This is a genomic window from Halovivax ruber XH-70 (assembly GCF_000328525.1).
GTDB classification, from domain to species: Archaea; Halobacteriota; Halobacteria; order Halobacteriales; family Natrialbaceae; genus Halovivax; species Halovivax ruber.
Window position 1 is genome coordinate 2,140,610 of the sequence record NC_019964.1, and the last position, 16,654, is coordinate 2,157,263.

The following is a 16,654-nucleotide window of genomic DNA, read 5'->3' on the forward strand; positions in this document are numbered from 1 at the left end:
CGCGGGATCGATTTCGAAACTGACCGCCACTCCCCACACAGCCTGGATAAATACGATCCGCCTCCGCGACGACCGTCGCTACCGCATCGAGCGGTTTGGACAACACCTTCGAGACACAGGACTCAACTGTACGGTCACGTATGGAAGTGGAGTGAGCGCAATGAACACCGAGCGGCCCGAACTCCCGATTAGGTCACAACAACAGACGATTGCTGGTGGCCACTGCCTATCTACTGTGACAATACATATCCCTATATAGCCATCATAGAAGTCTACTTACCTACGCTGTGATTCCTATCCGATGATGTCGAGAGACTCACCTGCGGCTGGGCCGGCCGGAATCGGCCGGCGAGAACTTCTCGCCGCGGCTGGCGTCTCCGTTTCTGGCGCACTGGCGGGGTGCAGTGGGATTCTCGCCGCGGAAGGCAATCAGATCAACATCGCGGGAAGCAGTACCGTCTTCCCCGTGACCGAAGCGATCGCCTCCGCGTACACGCAGGACAATCCCACCACCAACATCTCGCTCAGCAAGACCGGGAGTGGAGGCGGGTTCGGGAACTTCTTCTGTGTCGGCCGAACCGATATCAACAACGCCAGCAGAGCAATCGCCGAAGCCGAAGAAGAACAGTGCGGGAACAACGACGTCACACCGATCGAGTTTCCAGTTGCCACCGACGCGCTCACCGTCGTGGTCAATCCGGACGCTGATTTCGTCGACTGTCTCACCGTCGAACAGCTCAGACAGATCTGGCGCGCCGACGGCGCCGATCGCTGGAGCGACATCGACGACTCGTTCCCCGACGCAGAGCTCGAGCTCTACGGGGCCGCGACCACCTCGGGAACGTTCGACTACTTCAAAGAGGAGATCGTGGGCGAAGAGACGAACCATCGCGGCGACTACTACGCGACGGAACAGGATCGAACGATCGTCCAGGGGGTGCAGGGCTCAGAAAGCGCGATGGGCTACTTCGGGTTCTCGTACTACAGCGAAAACCCCGACTCCGTCAAGGCAGTCGCCGTCGACAACGGCGACGGCTGCGTCGAACCGTCGCTCGAAACGGCACAGAGAGGCGAGTACACGCCGCTCACGCGTGACCTGTATATTTACGTCGCGAAGGAATCGCTCGCCGACCCGACGGTTCGCGACTTCGTCCGCTACTACATGGAACAGACGACGAGTGACCTGATCGCCGAGATCGGGTACGTACCGCTGAACGAAGAGAAACAGGCGGAGAACATCGACAAACTCGAATCGAACATCGACGAGGTGACCGCATGAGCGAGCCAGACTTCTCACACGACGGCATTCGAACCCTTCGTGGCACGGCGTTTCGCTACCTCTTCTTGCTCTGTGCACTCCTCTCGATCGCGACGACGCTCGGGATCATCCTCACGCTCCTCGTCGACGCCATCGACTTCTTCGGGACGATTTCGATCGTCGACTTTCTCACGGGAACGACCTGGGCACCGAGCCACGAGCCGGTCTCCTTCGGCGTCTTGCCACTGATTTCTGGGACGCTCACGGTCACGATCGGCGCCGCGGCGGTCGCGCTGCCGATCGGGCTGCTGACTGCGATCTACCTCTCCGAGTACGCCTCCGAGCGACGTCGGGCCTATCTCAAGCCGGCCCTCGAAGTGCTCGCCGGCGTCCCGACGGTCGTCTACGGCTACTTCGCGCTTGTCTACGTGACGCCCGCGCTCGATCGATTCCTCCCCATCGGGACGTTCAACGCCCTCTCGGCGTCGATCATGGTCGGAATCATGATCATCCCGATGGTCTCTTCGATCAGCGAGGACGCGATGAGCGCCGTTCCGGACTCGCTCCGGCAGGCCGGCTACGGCCTCGGCGCGACGAAGTTCACCGTCTCCACGACGATCGTCGTCCCGGCCGCGCTGTCGGGGATCTTCTCCTCGTTCATCCTCGCCCTCTCCCGGGCGATCGGGGAAACCATGATCGTCGCCATGGCTGCGGGTCAGACGCCGCAGATGGCCGACCTCACGGATCCAGCTGGAATGTTCCTGGACTCGATTCAGACCATGACCGCTGCGATGGTCGAGATCGGGACCGGTGACATGGTCAGCCAGGGCGTACAGTACCAGAGCCTCTTCGCGGTCGGCATCACGCTGTTCGTCATCACGTTCATCATGAATCTGATCAGCGAGTTCGTTGCCTCGCGCTACCGAGAGGTGTATCACTGATGGCTGCCGAATCGACCGACGCGAACGCTGACTCCGCGTTCGGCCGGATCAGTCGACGCAAGGACGTCGCCTTCCGACTGCTCGCGCTCGCCGCGACACTCGTCGGAATCGCCTCGCTGGCGCTCTTGCTCGCGAACGTGGCCATCGACGCCGTCGGCTGGCTCGACTGGGGGTTCCTGACGAGCCCGCCGCACCCGTTCCCGGAACAGGCCGGCTTCCTCCCGGCGATCGTCGGCTCGATCGCCATCATGCTCCTGATCGCACTGATCACCTTCCCGCTCGGCGTCGGCGCCGCCGTCTACTTAGAGGAGTACGCGAGTGACGGCCCGTTGACGACGTTCATCCAGCTCAACATCGCCAACCTCGCCGGCGTCCCGTCGATCGTCTACGGGCTACTCGGGCTCGGGCTGTTCGTCGGGATGCTCGACATCGGCTACGGATCGGTGATCGCCGCCGCGTTCACCGTCGGCCTGCTCATCCTGCCGATCGTGATCATCTCCGCCCAGGAGGCGATCCGCGCGGTGCCCGACTCGCAACGACAGGCCTCCTACGGAATGGGCGCGACGAAGTGGCAGACGATCCGTAGCGTCGTCTTACCACGAGCCATGCCGGGAATCATGACCGGCACCATCCTCGCGCTCGGTCGGGCGATCGGGGAGACGGCGCCGCTGATCATGATCGCCGCTCCCACGACCGTCTTCGGCGTCCCGACCGGCCTCTTGAGCAAGGTCAGCGCGATGCCGCTGCAGATCTACAACTGGGCCTCGTACCCACAGCAGGCGTTCCAGTACGGCGTCGTCGCCGCCGGCGTCGTCACGCTGCTCGTCATCCTGCTCACAATCAACTCGATCGCGATCGTCATCCGCAACCGCTTTGAGCGATCCACCTGATCATGACACCACCACAGATGTCCCACTCGGAGACCGAATCGGCCGCCGACCAGCCAGACACCACGCTCGATTCCGACATCGTCGACGACAATGACGGGTCGGACCAGCGAACGATGACGGATCGAACGCTCCTCGAAGCGCGGAATCTCGACGTCTACTACGGCGACGAACAGGCGCTCACCGACGTCGACATCGAGATCCCCGAAAAACAGGTCACCGCCGTCATCGGCCCCTCGGGCTGTGGGAAATCGACATTCCTGCGCTCGATCAACCGCATGAACGACCTCGTCGACACCGCGCGCGTCGAGGGTGACCTCCTCTTCGACGGCAAGAACGTCTACGACGACGACGTCGACCCCGTCGCGCTCCGGCGCAAGATCGGCATGGTCTTCCAGTCGCCGAACCCGTTCCCCAAGTCCATCCGCGACAACGTCGCGTACGGGCTCAAAGTCCAAGGCGACGACGAGAACGTCGACGAGAAGGTCGAAACCGCCCTCAAACGCTCGGCACTGTGGGACGAAGTCGAACATCAACTCGACGAGAGCGGCCTCGAACTCTCCGGCGGACAACAACAGCGCCTCTGCATCGCCCGCGCCATCGCCCCCGACCCGGAAGTCATCCTGATGGACGAGCCGGCGAGCGCGCTCGACCCCGTCGCCACCTCGAAGATCGAAGACCTCATCGAGGAACTCGCGAAGGACTACACCGTCGTCATCGTCACCCACAACATGCAACAGGCCGCCCGCATCTCCGACAAGACGGCCGTCTTCCTCACCGGCGGCGAACTCGTCGAGTTCGACGACACCAACAAGATCTTCGAGAACCCCGACCACCAGCGCGTCGAAGACTACATCACCGGGAAGTTCGGCTAAGGAACTTTTGCACTGCGCTCTGACGGAACGGCGCCAGCACGGCTGGCGCACGTTCCGTCGACGCTCGGCAAAACTTCCATGAAAAGCTCTCCTCCTTCCCCTTCGGGTCAGTCGTCGGCCCGCTCGCTCACTTCGTTCGCTCGCGGTGAGCGTGCTCGTGCTTAGTATCCTCACGGTGCAACTCTACGTCTCGTTGCACCTGCGTGGAGAACCTTTTGGCACCGGTTCGATGTCGAGCGACGCGGGTGAGTTCCTGTGCCAACGAAAGCAGTCGTCTACAACGACGCACACGACGTTTCGATCGAAGAGATCGACGATCCAACGCTGACGAGTCCGAACGATGCGATCCTGGAGGTGACGCAGACGGCCATCTGTGGGTCGGATCTGCACATGTACGAGGGGCGCGCCGGCGCGGAGCCAGGGATGGCGTTCGGTCACGAGATCATGGGCGAGATCAGCGAGGTCGGCGACGGCGTCGAGCAATTGTCACCGGGCGATCGGGTCGTTCTTCCGTTCAACGTCGCCTGCGGCTACTGTCGAAATTGCGAGGAGGGTCACTACGGGTACTGCGAGAACGTCGAGTCGGCGACGCCAGGTGGTGCGTACGGCTACGTGAAGATGGGCTCGTACCAGGGCGGGCAGGCCGAGCGCGTTCGGGTGCCCTACGCCGATCACAACGCGCTGAAGATTCCGGACGATCCCGCCAACGGCACGCCTGAAGACTTCATCATGCTCGCCGACGTCTTCCCCACGGGCTGGCACGGCGTCGAACTCGCGGACCTGCAACCGGGTGAATCCGTCGCGATCTTCGGCGCCGGACCGGTCGGACTGATGGCCGCCTACAGCGCCCACCTCCGCGGTGCCTCCGAGATCTACGTCGTCGATCGAGTGGAGAGTCGGCTCGAACTGGCCGACGAACACTGCAATGCGACGGCGATCAACTTCGAAGAACGAGACGCAGTCGAGGCGATCACCGACGCGCATGGCGGTGGTGTCGACAAGGGCGTCGACGCAGTTGGATACCAGGCCATCGAGGACGGTCGCGATGGCGAGTCGGCCTACGACGAGTCACGGGAAAATCCCTCGATCATCCTCAACCAGCTTATCGACGCGGTCCGGCCGACGGGGAAGATTGGCATCGTCGGCCTCTACGTCTCCGACGATCCCGACCAGCCCGACCACATCGGTGAACAGGGCCTCCTGCGCGTCCACCTCGGCACCGCGTTCGAGAAGGGACTCCGATTCGGAATGGGGCAGTGTCCGGTCAAACGGTACAACCGCCGACTCCGCGACATGATCATTGCCGGAGAGGCCGAACCTGGGTTCGTCATCTCACACACGACGTCGCTCGACGAGGCGCCCGAGATGTACGAGCGGTTCGACGAACGCGAAGAAGGTGTGACGAAGGTCCTGCTCGAACCCTGAGACACTCCTCGCGGTTTGGTGGTCGGTCGATAGTCCGTTGTGCCCATGGCCGTCTCGGTCCGGCCGGGTAGACTCGACCAGGGCCGCGAACCCGACCGGCTTCCGAGCACGCACGGAAACGGCAGGACGCCCAACCTGGCCAAATCGGCATCAACGTGCAACGAGGCGCAAGCTACATGGCAGTCCGTCGTGGAACGTCGAACATGGCCAGAGATTCATATCAGGAACAACTCGAAGGACTTCGCGAAGACGTCTGTTATATGGGCGAAGTCGTTATGGAACGCCTCCGGATGGGGCTCGATGCGCTCGACCGGAAGGACGAGGACCTCGCTCGCGAGGTGATCGAGGGCGACTACGAAGTCAACCAGATGTACCTCGAACTCGAACAGCAGTGTATCGACCTGCTGGCGCTCCAGCAACCCGTCGCGAGCGATCTCCGATTTATCGCGGCGTCGTTCAAGATCATCACCGATCTGGAACGCATCGCCGACCTCGCGGTCAATCTGGGCGAATACACGCTCGACGCGACTCGAGACCTCTTCCCCGACGTCGACATTCAGGAGATGGGCGTCGTCACCCTCGACATGGTCGACGACGCGGTGCAAGCGTACGATCGTGAAGATATCGACGCCTGCCGGGAACTGGCGACTCGCGACGACGACGTCGACCACTTCGCCGAACGAGCCAGCGAGATCGTCGTCCGAGACCTCATCGAACGCGAACTCGAGGACGCGTCCGAAGTCGAATCGCTCCTCCAGGACGTCTCCAGACTCTTGTTAACCATTCGCGACCTAGAGCGTGTCGGCGACCACGCCGTCAACATCGCCGCACGCACGCTGTACATGGTCGAGAACGACGACGAACTGATTTACTGAGCTCACTCGTCCGCCTCCCTCGTCACCGGTAGTCACTGCGTTGCTCCGATCCATCGGACCACGCCCAACCTATGTGACGATACTCGGTGTAGCACGACACCAATCATGCGCACCGAGCCGACACCCATGGGTCCCTGGCGATCGCTCGACGGGACACCTGTCGACGAGCACGGCGACCCCGACGTCGTCTTCGCCCACGTCAGCGATCTGCACGGCCAACTCACGCCGCGGTATCAGGTCTACTACGACAATCCGACGTCCGCCCCCGACCTCCATTTCGGCGGCGACGACCGGACTATCGAGCGCGGCGGGGGCGTTCCAATCCTCGCGGCGAAGATCGACGAGTTACGGGCCGATCACGAGGTCTGCACGCTCATGAGCGGCGACACCTTCCACGGCTCGGCGGTCACGACGTACACGAACGGCCGGGCGATGCTGGAGCCCATCAATCGCCACCTGCGGCCCGACGTCTACGTCCCGGGAAACTGGGATTTCGGAAACGAGGCCGCCGAGGATGGCAACTTCGTCGACTTGATGGACGCCCTCGACGCGCCGGTCCTGGCGAACAACCTGTACGGCTGGGACGACGACGAGTTGCTGTACGACGCCGTTCGTCTCATCCAGGTCGGCAGCGTCGACGTCGGCGTCGTCGGGATGACCAACGTCTACGTCGACCGGATGGCCCCCGCGTTTGCCGAAGGGAAGTACCGCTTCGGCAAGCATCCCGCTCTCCTCGAGGAGTCAGCGCGAGCCGCCCGCGAAGCGGGTGCCGAGGTCGTCGTCGCCGTGACCGAGATCGGCCTGCCCTGGATGGTCCAGGCCGCAAAGGACTGTCCGAACGTCGACGTGATGTTCAGCGCCCACACCCACGAGTACACCTGGGAGCCGATCGTCGTCGCCGATACCGAGACTGTCGTCGTCGAGTCGGGCATGGGCGAGGCGCTCGGCCGGGTCGACCTTCGCATCGTGGACGGCGAGGTGCAGTTCCGCCACCACCTCTACCCGCTCGTCGAGGGCCACGACGAGACGCCGGATCCGGACCCCGATGCGGTAGAGACGGTCGAGTCGGTGCGAGAACCTTTCTTCGCGGACGACCCCGACTTCGAGCGCGGCGCCGGCACGCTCGACCAACCACTCGACACGGTCGTCGGCAAGACCGAGCAGCCGCTGTATCGCCAATCGTTCCTCGAAAGCGCCTGGAACACGCTGTTCAACGACGCACTCTGCGAGCACTTCGACACCGACCTGGCCGTCGCCCACGGCTTCCGGTACGGGACCGCCATCCCACCGGGCGAGGTCACCCTCGGCCAGCTCTACACGTTCTTCCCGCAAACGGCGCCCGTCGCCCGCGGCGTCGCCTACGGGCAACAGCTCACCGGCCACATGGAGGACTTCCTCGTCGACAACTTCACGCCGTATCCCTACCAGCAGGAGGACGGGCGCGTCCGCAACTTCTCCTCGAACGTCGAGGTGACGATCGACCCGACTGCCCAGCGAAACCGCCGCCTCGTCGAACTGCGAATCGACGGTGAGCCGATCGACCCCGAGGCGACGTACTCCGTCGCCACGTTCACTCGCCCCGGCGATCCCGAACGCGACCTCGGCAACTGCGGCTTCCCATTCCAGGACGTCCACGTCGACGACGGGACGGTTCCGGTCGACGTGATCGTCGACTACCTGGCCGAGCACTCGCCCGTCGACTACGAGGTAATGGGGCTCGTCGAGACGGCCGACAACGGCGGCGACGCGCAGAACACGCCCGCCGACGGCCCGTACCCCTATATTCAGCCGGGCGTCGACTACGCCGCGGGCGAGGCCTACTGCGAGACGTCGCTGATTCCGCGTGGGATCGACTTTCCCGAGGAGGGGCGGAATCGACACCGATAGAAATCCAGTCATCGGATCGTTCCGTACTCGTCCTTCGCTGGGTTCGGTCACTGTCGATGGCGATGATGTGGGAGGAAGCCGGGCTCCGAACCACGGTCACAGCGAAACTACTCTCTGATTCGAGCCACTCCGGGCTCCGAACCACCGCGAGAGCGAGCTCTCGAAGACCTACGGGTTCTCCGCCTCTACCGCGCACGTTTTACGGTCACACCGCTCGCCGTTGCTCGCGGTGTTGTATAAGTGCCCGGGGAGGGCTCCGAACCCTCGATCTCCGCATGTCCCAGGTTCGAGGCTCGGCGGTCCTCGTGGGACACGGACTCGCTGTGCCGCACCGAATCTCTGAACCCTATGAGTGCGGCGCTATGTCCAGCTAAGCCACCCGGGCTCGTTCGTCCGTTGTCGGGACGTTTTCTAAACCCTTCCGATTCCGCGTCGACGTGGCCCGCCCACCCACGGATTTATCATACGGTGATGCAAACACCGGTCCATGAGCGTACCCGCCATCGTCCAGTCGGCCCTCGGCGACGCGGAGGTCGTCGAGCGGGTCTCACTCGGCGGCGAGGACGAACTCTTCGTCACCTCCGAGAGTACCATCATCTACCGATCCGACGGGCTCTTGAGCGACGAATCGGTCGACGAATACCCCCACGAAGCGACGCGCCTCTCCGTCACCGAAGGGCGACGGAAGACCAAACTCACCCTCGAGTACGCCATCGAAGGGACCGAGGAGTTCAAGATTCCGGGCTCGGTGACCGACGCGGTCGTCCACCCGGTGCTGGCCGGCGTCCTCGCCGGTAACGGCATCACCGACCCCGGCGAGCGCGTCATCCAGACGTTCCGCTTCAGCGAGCTCACGGTCATCGTCACCAGCCAGCGCCTCGTCAAACACATCGGCAGTGCCGTCTGGGACGAAGACTTCGAGGAGTACCGCTACGAAGACGTCACCGGCCTCTCGTTCGAGTCCGGCAGCGTCGCGACGCAGGTCGTCCTCGAAGTCGACGGCCGCCAGCAGCGGATCAAGGCACCGAACGAACAGGCGACAGAACTTCGCCAGCGCCTCCAGCAGGCCATCTTCGCCGTTCACGACGTCGACTCGCTCGACGAACTCCACGAGAAAGTCGGGCTGGAAGACGACGAGGCCGACACCTCGACCGTCGACTTCGGTGAAGGCGTCGACCCGCTGAGTACCGATTCGAGCGACGAAAATACCGAGACCGAGCCGGAAATCGACACCACCGCCGCGATGGCGGAGATCGACGCCAGTGGGTCCCAATCGGCTCACGAGTCGACTGGCACCGAATCGAGCGCATCGGCCGCAGACACGTCGCCAACAGAGGAGTTCGAAGTCGACACGAACCAACCCACCCCAGCCCAGACCGAGACGGCCGTCGACAGTGGCTCGCCGACGGACGGTGGGAACGAGTCGGTCGCGTCGTTCGAAGCGAGTGGATTCGAGCCCGCGACAGCGGGCGACGACGCGGCCGTCCTCGAACGACTCGACGCCCTCGAAGAAACCGTCGAGCGACAGACCGCCATGCTCGAACGCCAACAGGAGACCATCGAACAGCTGATCGAAGAACTCCGACGCGGTCGGTGAGCGCCCCACCTGACCGCGGACACCGGTAGAACCGACCGTTCGTCGTCACATCCTCCTACAAACGCGAGAGTGGTGCATCCCGACAGCCGTCACCACCCTCACTCGCGTCCGGTGACCTTCCGAATACACGTCGACCCGAATGGGCCGATCTCACCGGCCTCCAGGTCCATGAAGTAGCCCGTCGAGAGTGACGAGCCACAGCGCTTGCACGAGAACTCGCCGTCCTTCGAGATCACGTCGCGACCGAACCGGAGGTACTGGCTGCTTCGGGGACGAACTGTCCCGTCAGCGCGCTCGATGATGCCGCGGACGGCGGCCTCGTCGAGGATCGTCCGGATCGCCGTCGGGTCGGTCGTGACGGCTTCGAGCCGGTCGATCGTCTCGGCGAGCGAGAGTGACTCGTGTTCGAGTCGAGCGAGTAGCGCGATACCACGTTCGACCCGATCGTCCATCGGCTACGCATCCGGAAGCGACTCGAATAAGGGTTCTGCCCCGGCGGCGCGACGAAGACACAAAACCTTCAATCCCGTCCCCCAAATCGCAGTCGATGGGTTCCTCGCCACCCCGGCGTGTCGTTCTCGGCGCGATCGCCGTCCTGGGGATCGTCGGTGCCGGCCTCGTCGTCTCCCCATCGGTTGCGGTCGCCCGACTCGAGTCCGCCGCGAGCGATCCGCTCACGTTCGGTCTCCTCGTCGCGGCGCTCTATCTCGTCCGACCGGCGCTCGCCTGGCCGACGACGCCGCTGGCCGCCGTCGTCGGCTACGGCTTCGGCGTCAGTGCCGGTATCCCGATCGCCACGGCTGGCGTCCTCGTGACGATTCTCCCGCCGTTCGTCGTGATTCGACGAGTGACGAGTCGACCGGACAAGAGGGAGCGGAACGCGACCAGCGCGTTCGGGACGACGCTCGATCGAGCGCGACGGTACGTCGACCGATACTACGACGCAGTCGGCGCGACACGCGGCGTCGTCGTCTCTCGACTCGCACCGATCCCGTCGGACGTCGCGACCGCCTGTGCGGCGATTCGGGGTGTCTCTACCCCGCAACTACTCGTCGGGACCGCCATCGGCGAACTGCCGTGGACGGTCGCCGCCGTCACCGTCGGCGCGTCGACGGCATCGTTGACCGGCGTCGATGGTCAGCAGTTCGACCCACTCCTTCTCGCAAGCTGTCTCCTCGCAGCGGGTCTCGTCATCGCCGGGCCCCTGTATCGCACGGTCGCCGATCGCGATCGATCAGGGTCGGGCGCGTGAGGTCCCAGGAAATCGAGACGGAGGCACCGACAGACCGATCTGCGAACCCGGCCGCTTACTCGTTCCCGTCGAACTCCTGGACCAGCGAGTCGCTCAATTTCTTCAGATCGGTCTCGAGTTCGCGGTAGGCCTCGGAATCGCGGACGTCGTCGACCGAATCCGCATCTTCCAGCGTCTCCATCTTGTTCGAGATCGACGTCAGTTCGCGGCGCTCTGTGTCCGTGTAACGCGACTGGACGCGGAGGTTCTCGACGAGACGGATCAACGTCGAGCGACTCACCGGTTTGGTGATGTAGTCGTCGATATCGAGCTCGACGATATCCAGCCCAGGATCGACGGCCGTGATCATGATGACCCAGCACTCCAGTCCACGCTGGCGGATTCGTTCGAGTACTTCGTCGCCCGAGAAGTCGGGCATCTGCCGGTCGAGCAACACGATATCGACGGCCTCGTCGGCCTGCTCCAGTGCCTGTGTTCCGTTGTAAGCCGTCCGGACGGCGTACTCGCCGTCGACCCAGGTGGCGTAGAGATCGGTGAGTTCGCGCTCGTCGTCGACGACGAGAATCGTCGGTTGAGATTCCATGCAGTCGTTCGATTGCACGACGGTCCGACGACCACCTATCCCTATCGTCGGACTCAGCGTTCGATTCGAACGTCGAAGGATGTCAGTGTACAGGATTGCACTATCGGAACGGGTCGGAACAATCGTAGACGACACCGTGGTTGGGACAGACGTACTTGCAGTGGCGTTTGTACATCCCTGCGTCACAGAACGGACAGGGTGGACCCTGCTTCGACGGTGGGTCGGTATCTGACGAGTCTCCCATCCACGATCGGTACGCACGGGTTCGCGTCGTCGCCCATGAAGCTATCGGGTCCGGCAGGACAAGGTGAACAGCGACGGACGAAAACAGTGAAAGCGTCAGTGACCGCTCAGCACTCGCTCCAGCCGCAGGACTCGCAGGTCTTGCAGCCTTCGGAGAAGTACAGCGAGAGCGAGCCACAGTCGGGACACTCCGGCGACTCGCCGGCGTCGATCAGGTCCTGCGTGGCGTCGGCCGACTGACGGGCCGCGGCGCCGCCGTCGGGTTCGGGTTCGTCCGGTGCGACCGACGTCGCACTGGCATCGGCATCCGTCGTGACGTCGTCGGCGGACTCACCGAGCGTCTGCTGTTTGGGGTAGGGTTTGTCGATCTCGTTGGCGAGGTACCGTCGCATCGCGGTGCCGATCGCGTCCGGGATCGACTGGATCTGCTCGCCCTTGTCCCAGGCGACCTTCGGGCTCCGCGTGCCACAGAGTTCGTCGACGATCTCTTCCGGATCGACGCCGCTTCGCAGTGCCGTCGAGATGACCTTCGCGAGCGCCTCGGTGAAGGAGTTGGTGAAGCCGCCGGAGTGGCCGATGTTCGCGAAGAGTTCGAACGGCTGGCCGGTCTCGGGCTCTTCGTTGATCGTCACGTAGACCTTTCCGTAGCCGGTGTCGATACGCTGGCTGACGCCCTGCAGCGAGTCGGGGCGCTCGCGCTTTTCGGTGTAGTCGACATCGGCGGACAGCAGCGCAGTGAGTTCGTCCTCGGCGACCGACTGGACGTCCTCGCTCTCGAAGAAAGCCTCGAGGCTGCCGAAGACATCGCGAATCTGCTCGACGATGACCTCGGCGGCCTCGTCCTCGTCGGCGAACTCGGCGTTGTCCGCACGTGTGGTGAGGACCTGCTTCGAGCGCGTGCCGTCACGGTAGTACGTGACGCCCTTGCCGCCGTTCTCGTAGACCCACTCGAAGACCTCCTTGGCGTCCTCGATCGAGGAGTCGTTGGGCGCGTTGACCGTCTTCGAGATGGCCGAGTCGACGCCGGCCTGACAGGCACACTGGACGGCGGCGTGTTGCTTGGCCGAGATATCTGCCGTGATGACGAACAGTTCGCCGATGGCGTCCGGAACCGTCTCCAGTCCTTCGACGCCGTCGAACTCGTTGTTGGCCATCTGGTCCTGTGCTTCGGCTTTGACGGCATCGACGTCGATGTCGTTGTCCTCCAGGGTACGCAGGAAGTAGTCGTCGAACTCGACCAGCATCTCGTCGCCCTGGACGTCGTCGGTGACGTTCTTGTAGTAGGCGACGTTGTAGATGGGCTCGCAGCCACCGGTCGTGTTGCCGACCATCGAGGTCGTGCCCGTCGGGGCGATCGTCGTGACGTTGTGGTTGCGGATCGGGAAGCCGTCGGGGTACTTCTCGGCGTCGAGGCCCGTCTGCTGTTCGAACCACTCACGGTACTCCTGGGGATCGGCGTACTTCGAGTCGTCCCAGTCGTTGAACGAGTCGCGTTCGAGCGCGAGTTCGTGACTGGTCCACTTGGCCTCGTGGTTGATGTGCGTCATCAGCTGGCGAGCGATCTCGTTGCCCGCGTCGCTGCCGTAGCGCACGCCGAGCTGGACGTACAGCTGAGCCAGCCCCATGATACCGAGCCCGATCTTGCGCATGTCGCGGACCGTCTGCTCGATCTCGTCGACCGGGAAATCAGACATGGTGACGACGTTCTCGAGGAAGCGCGTGCCGTACTCGATGCGGTCGTCGAACTCCTCGAAGTCGATCGCTTCTTCGAGGAACCCCTCGATGGCAGCGTCCTGGCTCGGGTACTCGTCTGCGTGCTCGTCGGCCCAGACGCGCCAATCAGGGGCGTCGAGGTCGGCGAGGGTGCTCAGGTTGATGTGGCCGAGGTTACAGGCCTCGAACTCTTCTAACGGCTGTTCACCACAGGGGTTCGTCGCCTTGATGCGGTGGTCGGGATGTTTCTCGACGTCGAAGGAGTGTTCCTTGTTCACCCGTTCTAAGTAGATCACGCCGGGTTCGCCGTTCTCGTGGGCGCCCTCGACGATGCGTTCCCAGACGAGTTCGGCAGGAATCGAGAGCGGTTCGCCGACCTCGACGTGCTCGCCGAGGTCGTACCGGCTGTACATCTCCTTGGTCTCTGCCGTGGCGATGTGTGGCTCCTCGGTTCGGGGGTTGGTGAACGTGTACTCCTCGCCGTTCTGGAGCGCTTCCATGAAGCTGTCGGTGACGCCGACGGAGATGTTGAAGTTCGAGAGGTGACCCTCGACGGCGTTGCGGAGGTGTTTCGGAACGCGACCGTCCTCGTCGATGAGGCCGCGGGCTTCCTCCAGCGCTTCCGAGAAGGTCGTGTAGGTGTAGTCGTCGGGGTCGTTGAGTCGCAGACAGTGTGCCAGCGAGACGTCCTTGTTCTTCGCGTGGATGAACTCGATGACGTCGGGGTGTGAGACACGCATGATGCCCATCTGGGCGCCACGGCGGGTGCCACCCTGGGCGATCGTCTCACAGAGCTGGTCGTACGTCCGCATGAAGGTGATCGGGCCCGACGCGATCCCGCCGGTCGAGCCGACCGAGTCGCCGTAGGGCCGCAGCTGCCAGAAACCGTAGCCGACGCCGCCGCCGGACTGGAAGACCTCCGCGGCCTTCTTGGCCGTCTCGTGGATGTTCGAGAGGTCGTCCTGGGGGCTCATGACGAAACACGCCGAAAGCTGCTGGAGTTCGTCGCCGGCGTTCATCAGCGTGGGGGAGTTCGGCATGAACGAGAGGCTCGACATGCCCTCGACGAACGTCTCGGTCACGTCCTCGACGTGCTCGCGGACGGACGCCGGAAGCTCGGGAACGATCGTGTCGTAGGCGAACTTGTTGACGTTGTGTTCGGTGAGCGTGGTCTCCACATCGTCCTCGACGGTGGTTCCCGCACCGAAGACCTCGGCAGCCAGCTCGTCCCGACGGGGGTGGTCGGGCTTCAACTGGTCGGGAGTGACCGTGATCTCGACGTCCTGGTTGTTCGCCTCGTAGACCGCTTCGGCCAGGGCGATGTTCTTGCCGACGCGATCGAAGAGGTCCTCCTGGGTCTCGATCAGTTCGCCGTCGGCGTCCTTGCGCAGGTACCGAGCAGGAAGAATGTTCTCGTAGGCGTTGTCCGTCATGCGGTCTGCGAGGGTCTCCCCTTCGTTGCGCTTGACGGGCAGTGTGATCTCGTCCACTGCGCGGTCTGACTCGCTCACGCGCGCACACCTCGTTCGGGGCCTCGGGGGGCACTTTCGCAGCTATAGTTCTGTGGAAGTCGCATCATTTGGAACGACAGTCGATTACTGGTGAATCACTATTAAGCCTAATGGTGTTGCATTAGTGCAAGTCTAATTGTATAGATGTGACTACGAGTTCAATCGCGTTGACCCTGTTGCAGGCATTGAACGGAGACGCTCTTAATGGTACCCAAACCGGAGTGAAAGTGATCGAACGCTGGCACACGTCCCACTCGAGAACCCACCAGACAGGCGCCAGCAGCCACACTCACACGAGTATCGTCCAATTACCGAACACCACGACCGCTACAGCCCGAAGAACTCCTCGGCGTTCTCCCAGAGGAGTTTCCGCTGGATCTCCTCGGAGAGATCGAGCTCGGCGAACTGTGAGAGCCACGGCTCGGGTTCGATCATCGGGTAATCCGTGCCGAACATGACCTTGTCCGAGAGAAGGCTCTTCGCGTAGTGGACGACCTGCTCGTCGATGTAGCGGGGCATCCACCCCGAGAGATCCATGTAGACGTTGCCCTTCTGCTGGCAGATGGCGAGTTGTTCTTTCTCCCACGGGAACGCCGGGTGTGCGATGAGGATCTGCAGGTCAGGGTGTTCCGCGGCCACGTCGTCGATCAGCATCGGATTGCCGTACTTGATCTTGAGACCCCGACCACCGGCCGAACACGCGCCCAGTGTCGAGTTTCCACCGTGGAAGACGACAGGCACGCCGAGGTCCTCGATGGTGGCGAAGAGCTCGTCGTGTTCCGGGTCAGACGGATCGAATCCCTGCGCGATCTGCTGGAACTTGAACCCGGAGAGGTCCAGATCCTCGACGCAGCGAATCGCCTCCTCGACACAGTCGTCCTTCAGCGGATCGACGGAGCCGAAGCCGATGAAGAAGTCGTCGTGTTCGTCGCGCACTTCGGCGACGTAGTCGTTCGGAACCGGCGGATTTCCCGTGTTCGTCTCGGCGTCCCAGCCGAGCAGAACCGCGCGACCGACGCCCGCCTCGCGGTACTCGGCGATCATGTTCTCGTAGGTGTCCGTCTCCAGATCGGCGCCGAACCGATCGGCGGCGTCTTGCATCATCTGCCCGCCAGCGTCGTGGAGGAACTCGCTCGTCGGCTGGTGGGCGTGCGTGTCGATCGCCCGCGGTCCGTCCGCGTTCTCGAGTGCCGTCGGCAGGGTCATACCACCCGCTTCGGCGCGAACCACGTAAATCAATCCGGTTTCGACCGACGGCACACAGTCCAGTCTCGTTCGGAGACCATGCAGAGATCCCCAGTGCAGGTACTCACCGCGATCCCCCGATGAAATCGTCACGCAGACCGAAACGATTACGACGATATCGCTCAGTAGTAGGCTATGGTCGTCTCACCGATCGTCGAACCCGCCCAGACGCTCGCGACGGAGTCACCGGTGCTTTTCGGGGTCCTCGCGATCGTCGCCGTCGTCGCGACGATCTCCGTGGTCAGGTTCGCCGTCAGCCTCGCGATTCGGCTCGCGGTGATCGCCGCAATCCTCCTCGGCGCGTTCATGGCCGTCGGCTACCTGGGTTGAGTCGTCCAGCCCCCGGTGCAGCCATGGTGTAC

At 63.3% G+C, this 16,654-nt stretch carries 15 protein-coding genes and 1 tRNA gene; 10 read left to right on the forward strand and 6 right to left on the reverse strand.

Translation table 11 applies throughout. The features are described 5' to 3' along the window. The first annotated feature begins 304 nt into the window (after nucleotides 1-304). The 7 genes from HALRU_RS10195 to HALRU_RS10225 all read left to right on the forward strand — a co-directional run bounded on the left by HALRU_RS10195 (nucleotide 305) and on the right by HALRU_RS10225 (nucleotide 8,148). On the forward strand, nucleotides 305-1,279 hold the full coding sequence (locus HALRU_RS10195) for a PstS family phosphate ABC transporter substrate-binding protein (RefSeq protein ID WP_148680667.1): 975 nt from the start codon (nucleotides 305-307) through the stop codon (nucleotides 1,277-1,279). Further along, nucleotides 1,276-2,199: a phosphate ABC transporter permease subunit PstC gene (pstC, locus tag HALRU_RS10200; RefSeq protein ID WP_015301307.1), complete on the forward strand. Its 924-nt coding sequence runs from the start codon at nucleotides 1,276-1,278 to the stop codon at nucleotides 2,197-2,199. Before HALRU_RS10195 ends, pstC begins: the two co-directional genes overlap by 4 nt. Next, a complete protein-coding gene (gene pstA / locus HALRU_RS10205; protein WP_015301308.1) occupies nucleotides 2,199-3,089 on the forward strand; it encodes a phosphate ABC transporter permease PstA in 891 nt (296 codons plus the stop codon). The genes pstC and pstA overlap by 1 nt, the downstream gene beginning before the upstream one ends. Before the next feature lie 2 nt (nucleotides 3,090-3,091). After that, nucleotides 3,092-3,961: a phosphate ABC transporter ATP-binding protein PstB gene (gene pstB / locus HALRU_RS10210; RefSeq protein ID WP_015301309.1), complete on the forward strand. Its 870-nt coding sequence runs from the start codon at nucleotides 3,092-3,094 to the stop codon at nucleotides 3,959-3,961. 255 nt (nucleotides 3,962-4,216) lie between these two features. Continuing rightward, nucleotides 4,217-5,386 carry a glutathione-independent formaldehyde dehydrogenase gene (locus HALRU_RS10215; RefSeq protein ID WP_015301310.1) on the forward strand — a complete coding sequence of 390 codons (1,170 nt, stop codon included), beginning with the start codon at nucleotides 4,217-4,219 and terminating at the stop codon, nucleotides 5,384-5,386. A 203-nt stretch (nucleotides 5,387-5,589) separates the two neighbouring features. Beyond that, nucleotides 5,590-6,261, forward strand: a complete 672-nt coding sequence (gene phoU, locus HALRU_RS10220; RefSeq protein ID WP_007703784.1) for a phosphate signaling complex protein PhoU — start codon at nucleotides 5,590-5,592, stop codon at nucleotides 6,259-6,261. Nucleotides 6,262-6,366: 105 nt separating this feature from the next. Then, a complete protein-coding gene (locus HALRU_RS10225) occupies nucleotides 6,367-8,148 on the forward strand; it encodes a 5'-nucleotidase C-terminal domain-containing protein (protein ID WP_015301311.1) in 1,782 nt (593 codons plus the stop codon). A 241-nt stretch (nucleotides 8,149-8,389) separates the two neighbouring features. Here HALRU_RS10225 and HALRU_RS10230 read toward each other — a convergent pair. Then, nucleotides 8,390-8,533, reverse strand: a tRNA-Met gene (locus HALRU_RS10230). 102 nt (nucleotides 8,534-8,635) lie between these two features. Between HALRU_RS10230 and HALRU_RS10235 the strand changes: the two genes are divergently transcribed. Further along, nucleotides 8,636-9,745, forward strand: a complete 1,110-nt coding sequence (locus tag HALRU_RS10235; protein WP_015301312.1) for a DUF7115 domain-containing protein — start codon at nucleotides 8,636-8,638, stop codon at nucleotides 9,743-9,745. 98 nt (nucleotides 9,746-9,843) lie between these two features. Here HALRU_RS10235 and HALRU_RS10240 read toward each other — a convergent pair whose 3' ends face one another. Then, nucleotides 9,844-10,197 (reverse strand): DUF5830 family protein, encoded by a 354-nt coding sequence (locus tag HALRU_RS10240; RefSeq protein ID WP_015301313.1) that lies wholly within the window; start codon nucleotides 10,195-10,197, stop codon nucleotides 9,844-9,846. Nucleotides 10,198-10,292: 95 nt separating this feature from the next. Between HALRU_RS10240 and HALRU_RS10245 the strand changes: the two genes are divergently transcribed. Further along, entirely contained in the window at nucleotides 10,293-10,997 is a 705-nt protein-coding gene (locus HALRU_RS10245; RefSeq protein ID WP_015301314.1) for a TVP38/TMEM64 family protein, read from the forward strand. Between the two features lie 55 nt (nucleotides 10,998-11,052). Here the strand turns inward: HALRU_RS10245 and HALRU_RS10250 are convergent, their stop codons facing one another. From HALRU_RS10250 to HALRU_RS10260, 4 genes are all read right to left on the reverse strand, one after another. Further along, complete coding sequence (locus tag HALRU_RS10250) at nucleotides 11,053-11,580, reverse strand: response regulator transcription factor (protein ID WP_015301315.1); 528 nt, start codon at nucleotides 11,578-11,580, stop codon at nucleotides 11,053-11,055. A 100-nt stretch (nucleotides 11,581-11,680) separates the two neighbouring features. After that, the gene (locus tag HALRU_RS16185; RefSeq protein ID WP_015301316.1) at nucleotides 11,681-11,824 is read right to left on the reverse strand and encodes an HVO_2523 family zinc finger protein; all 144 of its coding nucleotides are present in this window, start codon (nucleotides 11,822-11,824) and stop codon (nucleotides 11,681-11,683) included. A 106-nt stretch (nucleotides 11,825-11,930) separates the two neighbouring features. Beyond that, nucleotides 11,931-14,969, reverse strand: coding sequence for an adenosylcobalamin-dependent ribonucleoside-diphosphate reductase (locus tag HALRU_RS10255; protein ID WP_394294997.1), 3,039 nt, complete (start codon nucleotides 14,967-14,969; stop codon nucleotides 11,931-11,933). A 405-nt stretch (nucleotides 14,970-15,374) separates the two neighbouring features. Beyond that, nucleotides 15,375-16,253 (reverse strand): amidohydrolase family protein, encoded by an 879-nt coding sequence (locus HALRU_RS10260; RefSeq protein WP_015301318.1) that lies wholly within the window; start codon nucleotides 16,251-16,253, stop codon nucleotides 15,375-15,377. Nucleotides 16,254-16,427: 174 nt separating this feature from the next. On the opposite strand from HALRU_RS10260, the gene HALRU_RS10265 reads away from it, so the two are divergent. After that, the gene (locus HALRU_RS10265) at nucleotides 16,428-16,622 is read left to right on the forward strand and encodes a hypothetical protein (protein ID WP_015301319.1); all 195 of its coding nucleotides are present in this window, start codon (nucleotides 16,428-16,430) and stop codon (nucleotides 16,620-16,622) included. Nucleotides 16,623-16,654: the final 32 nt, after the last annotated feature.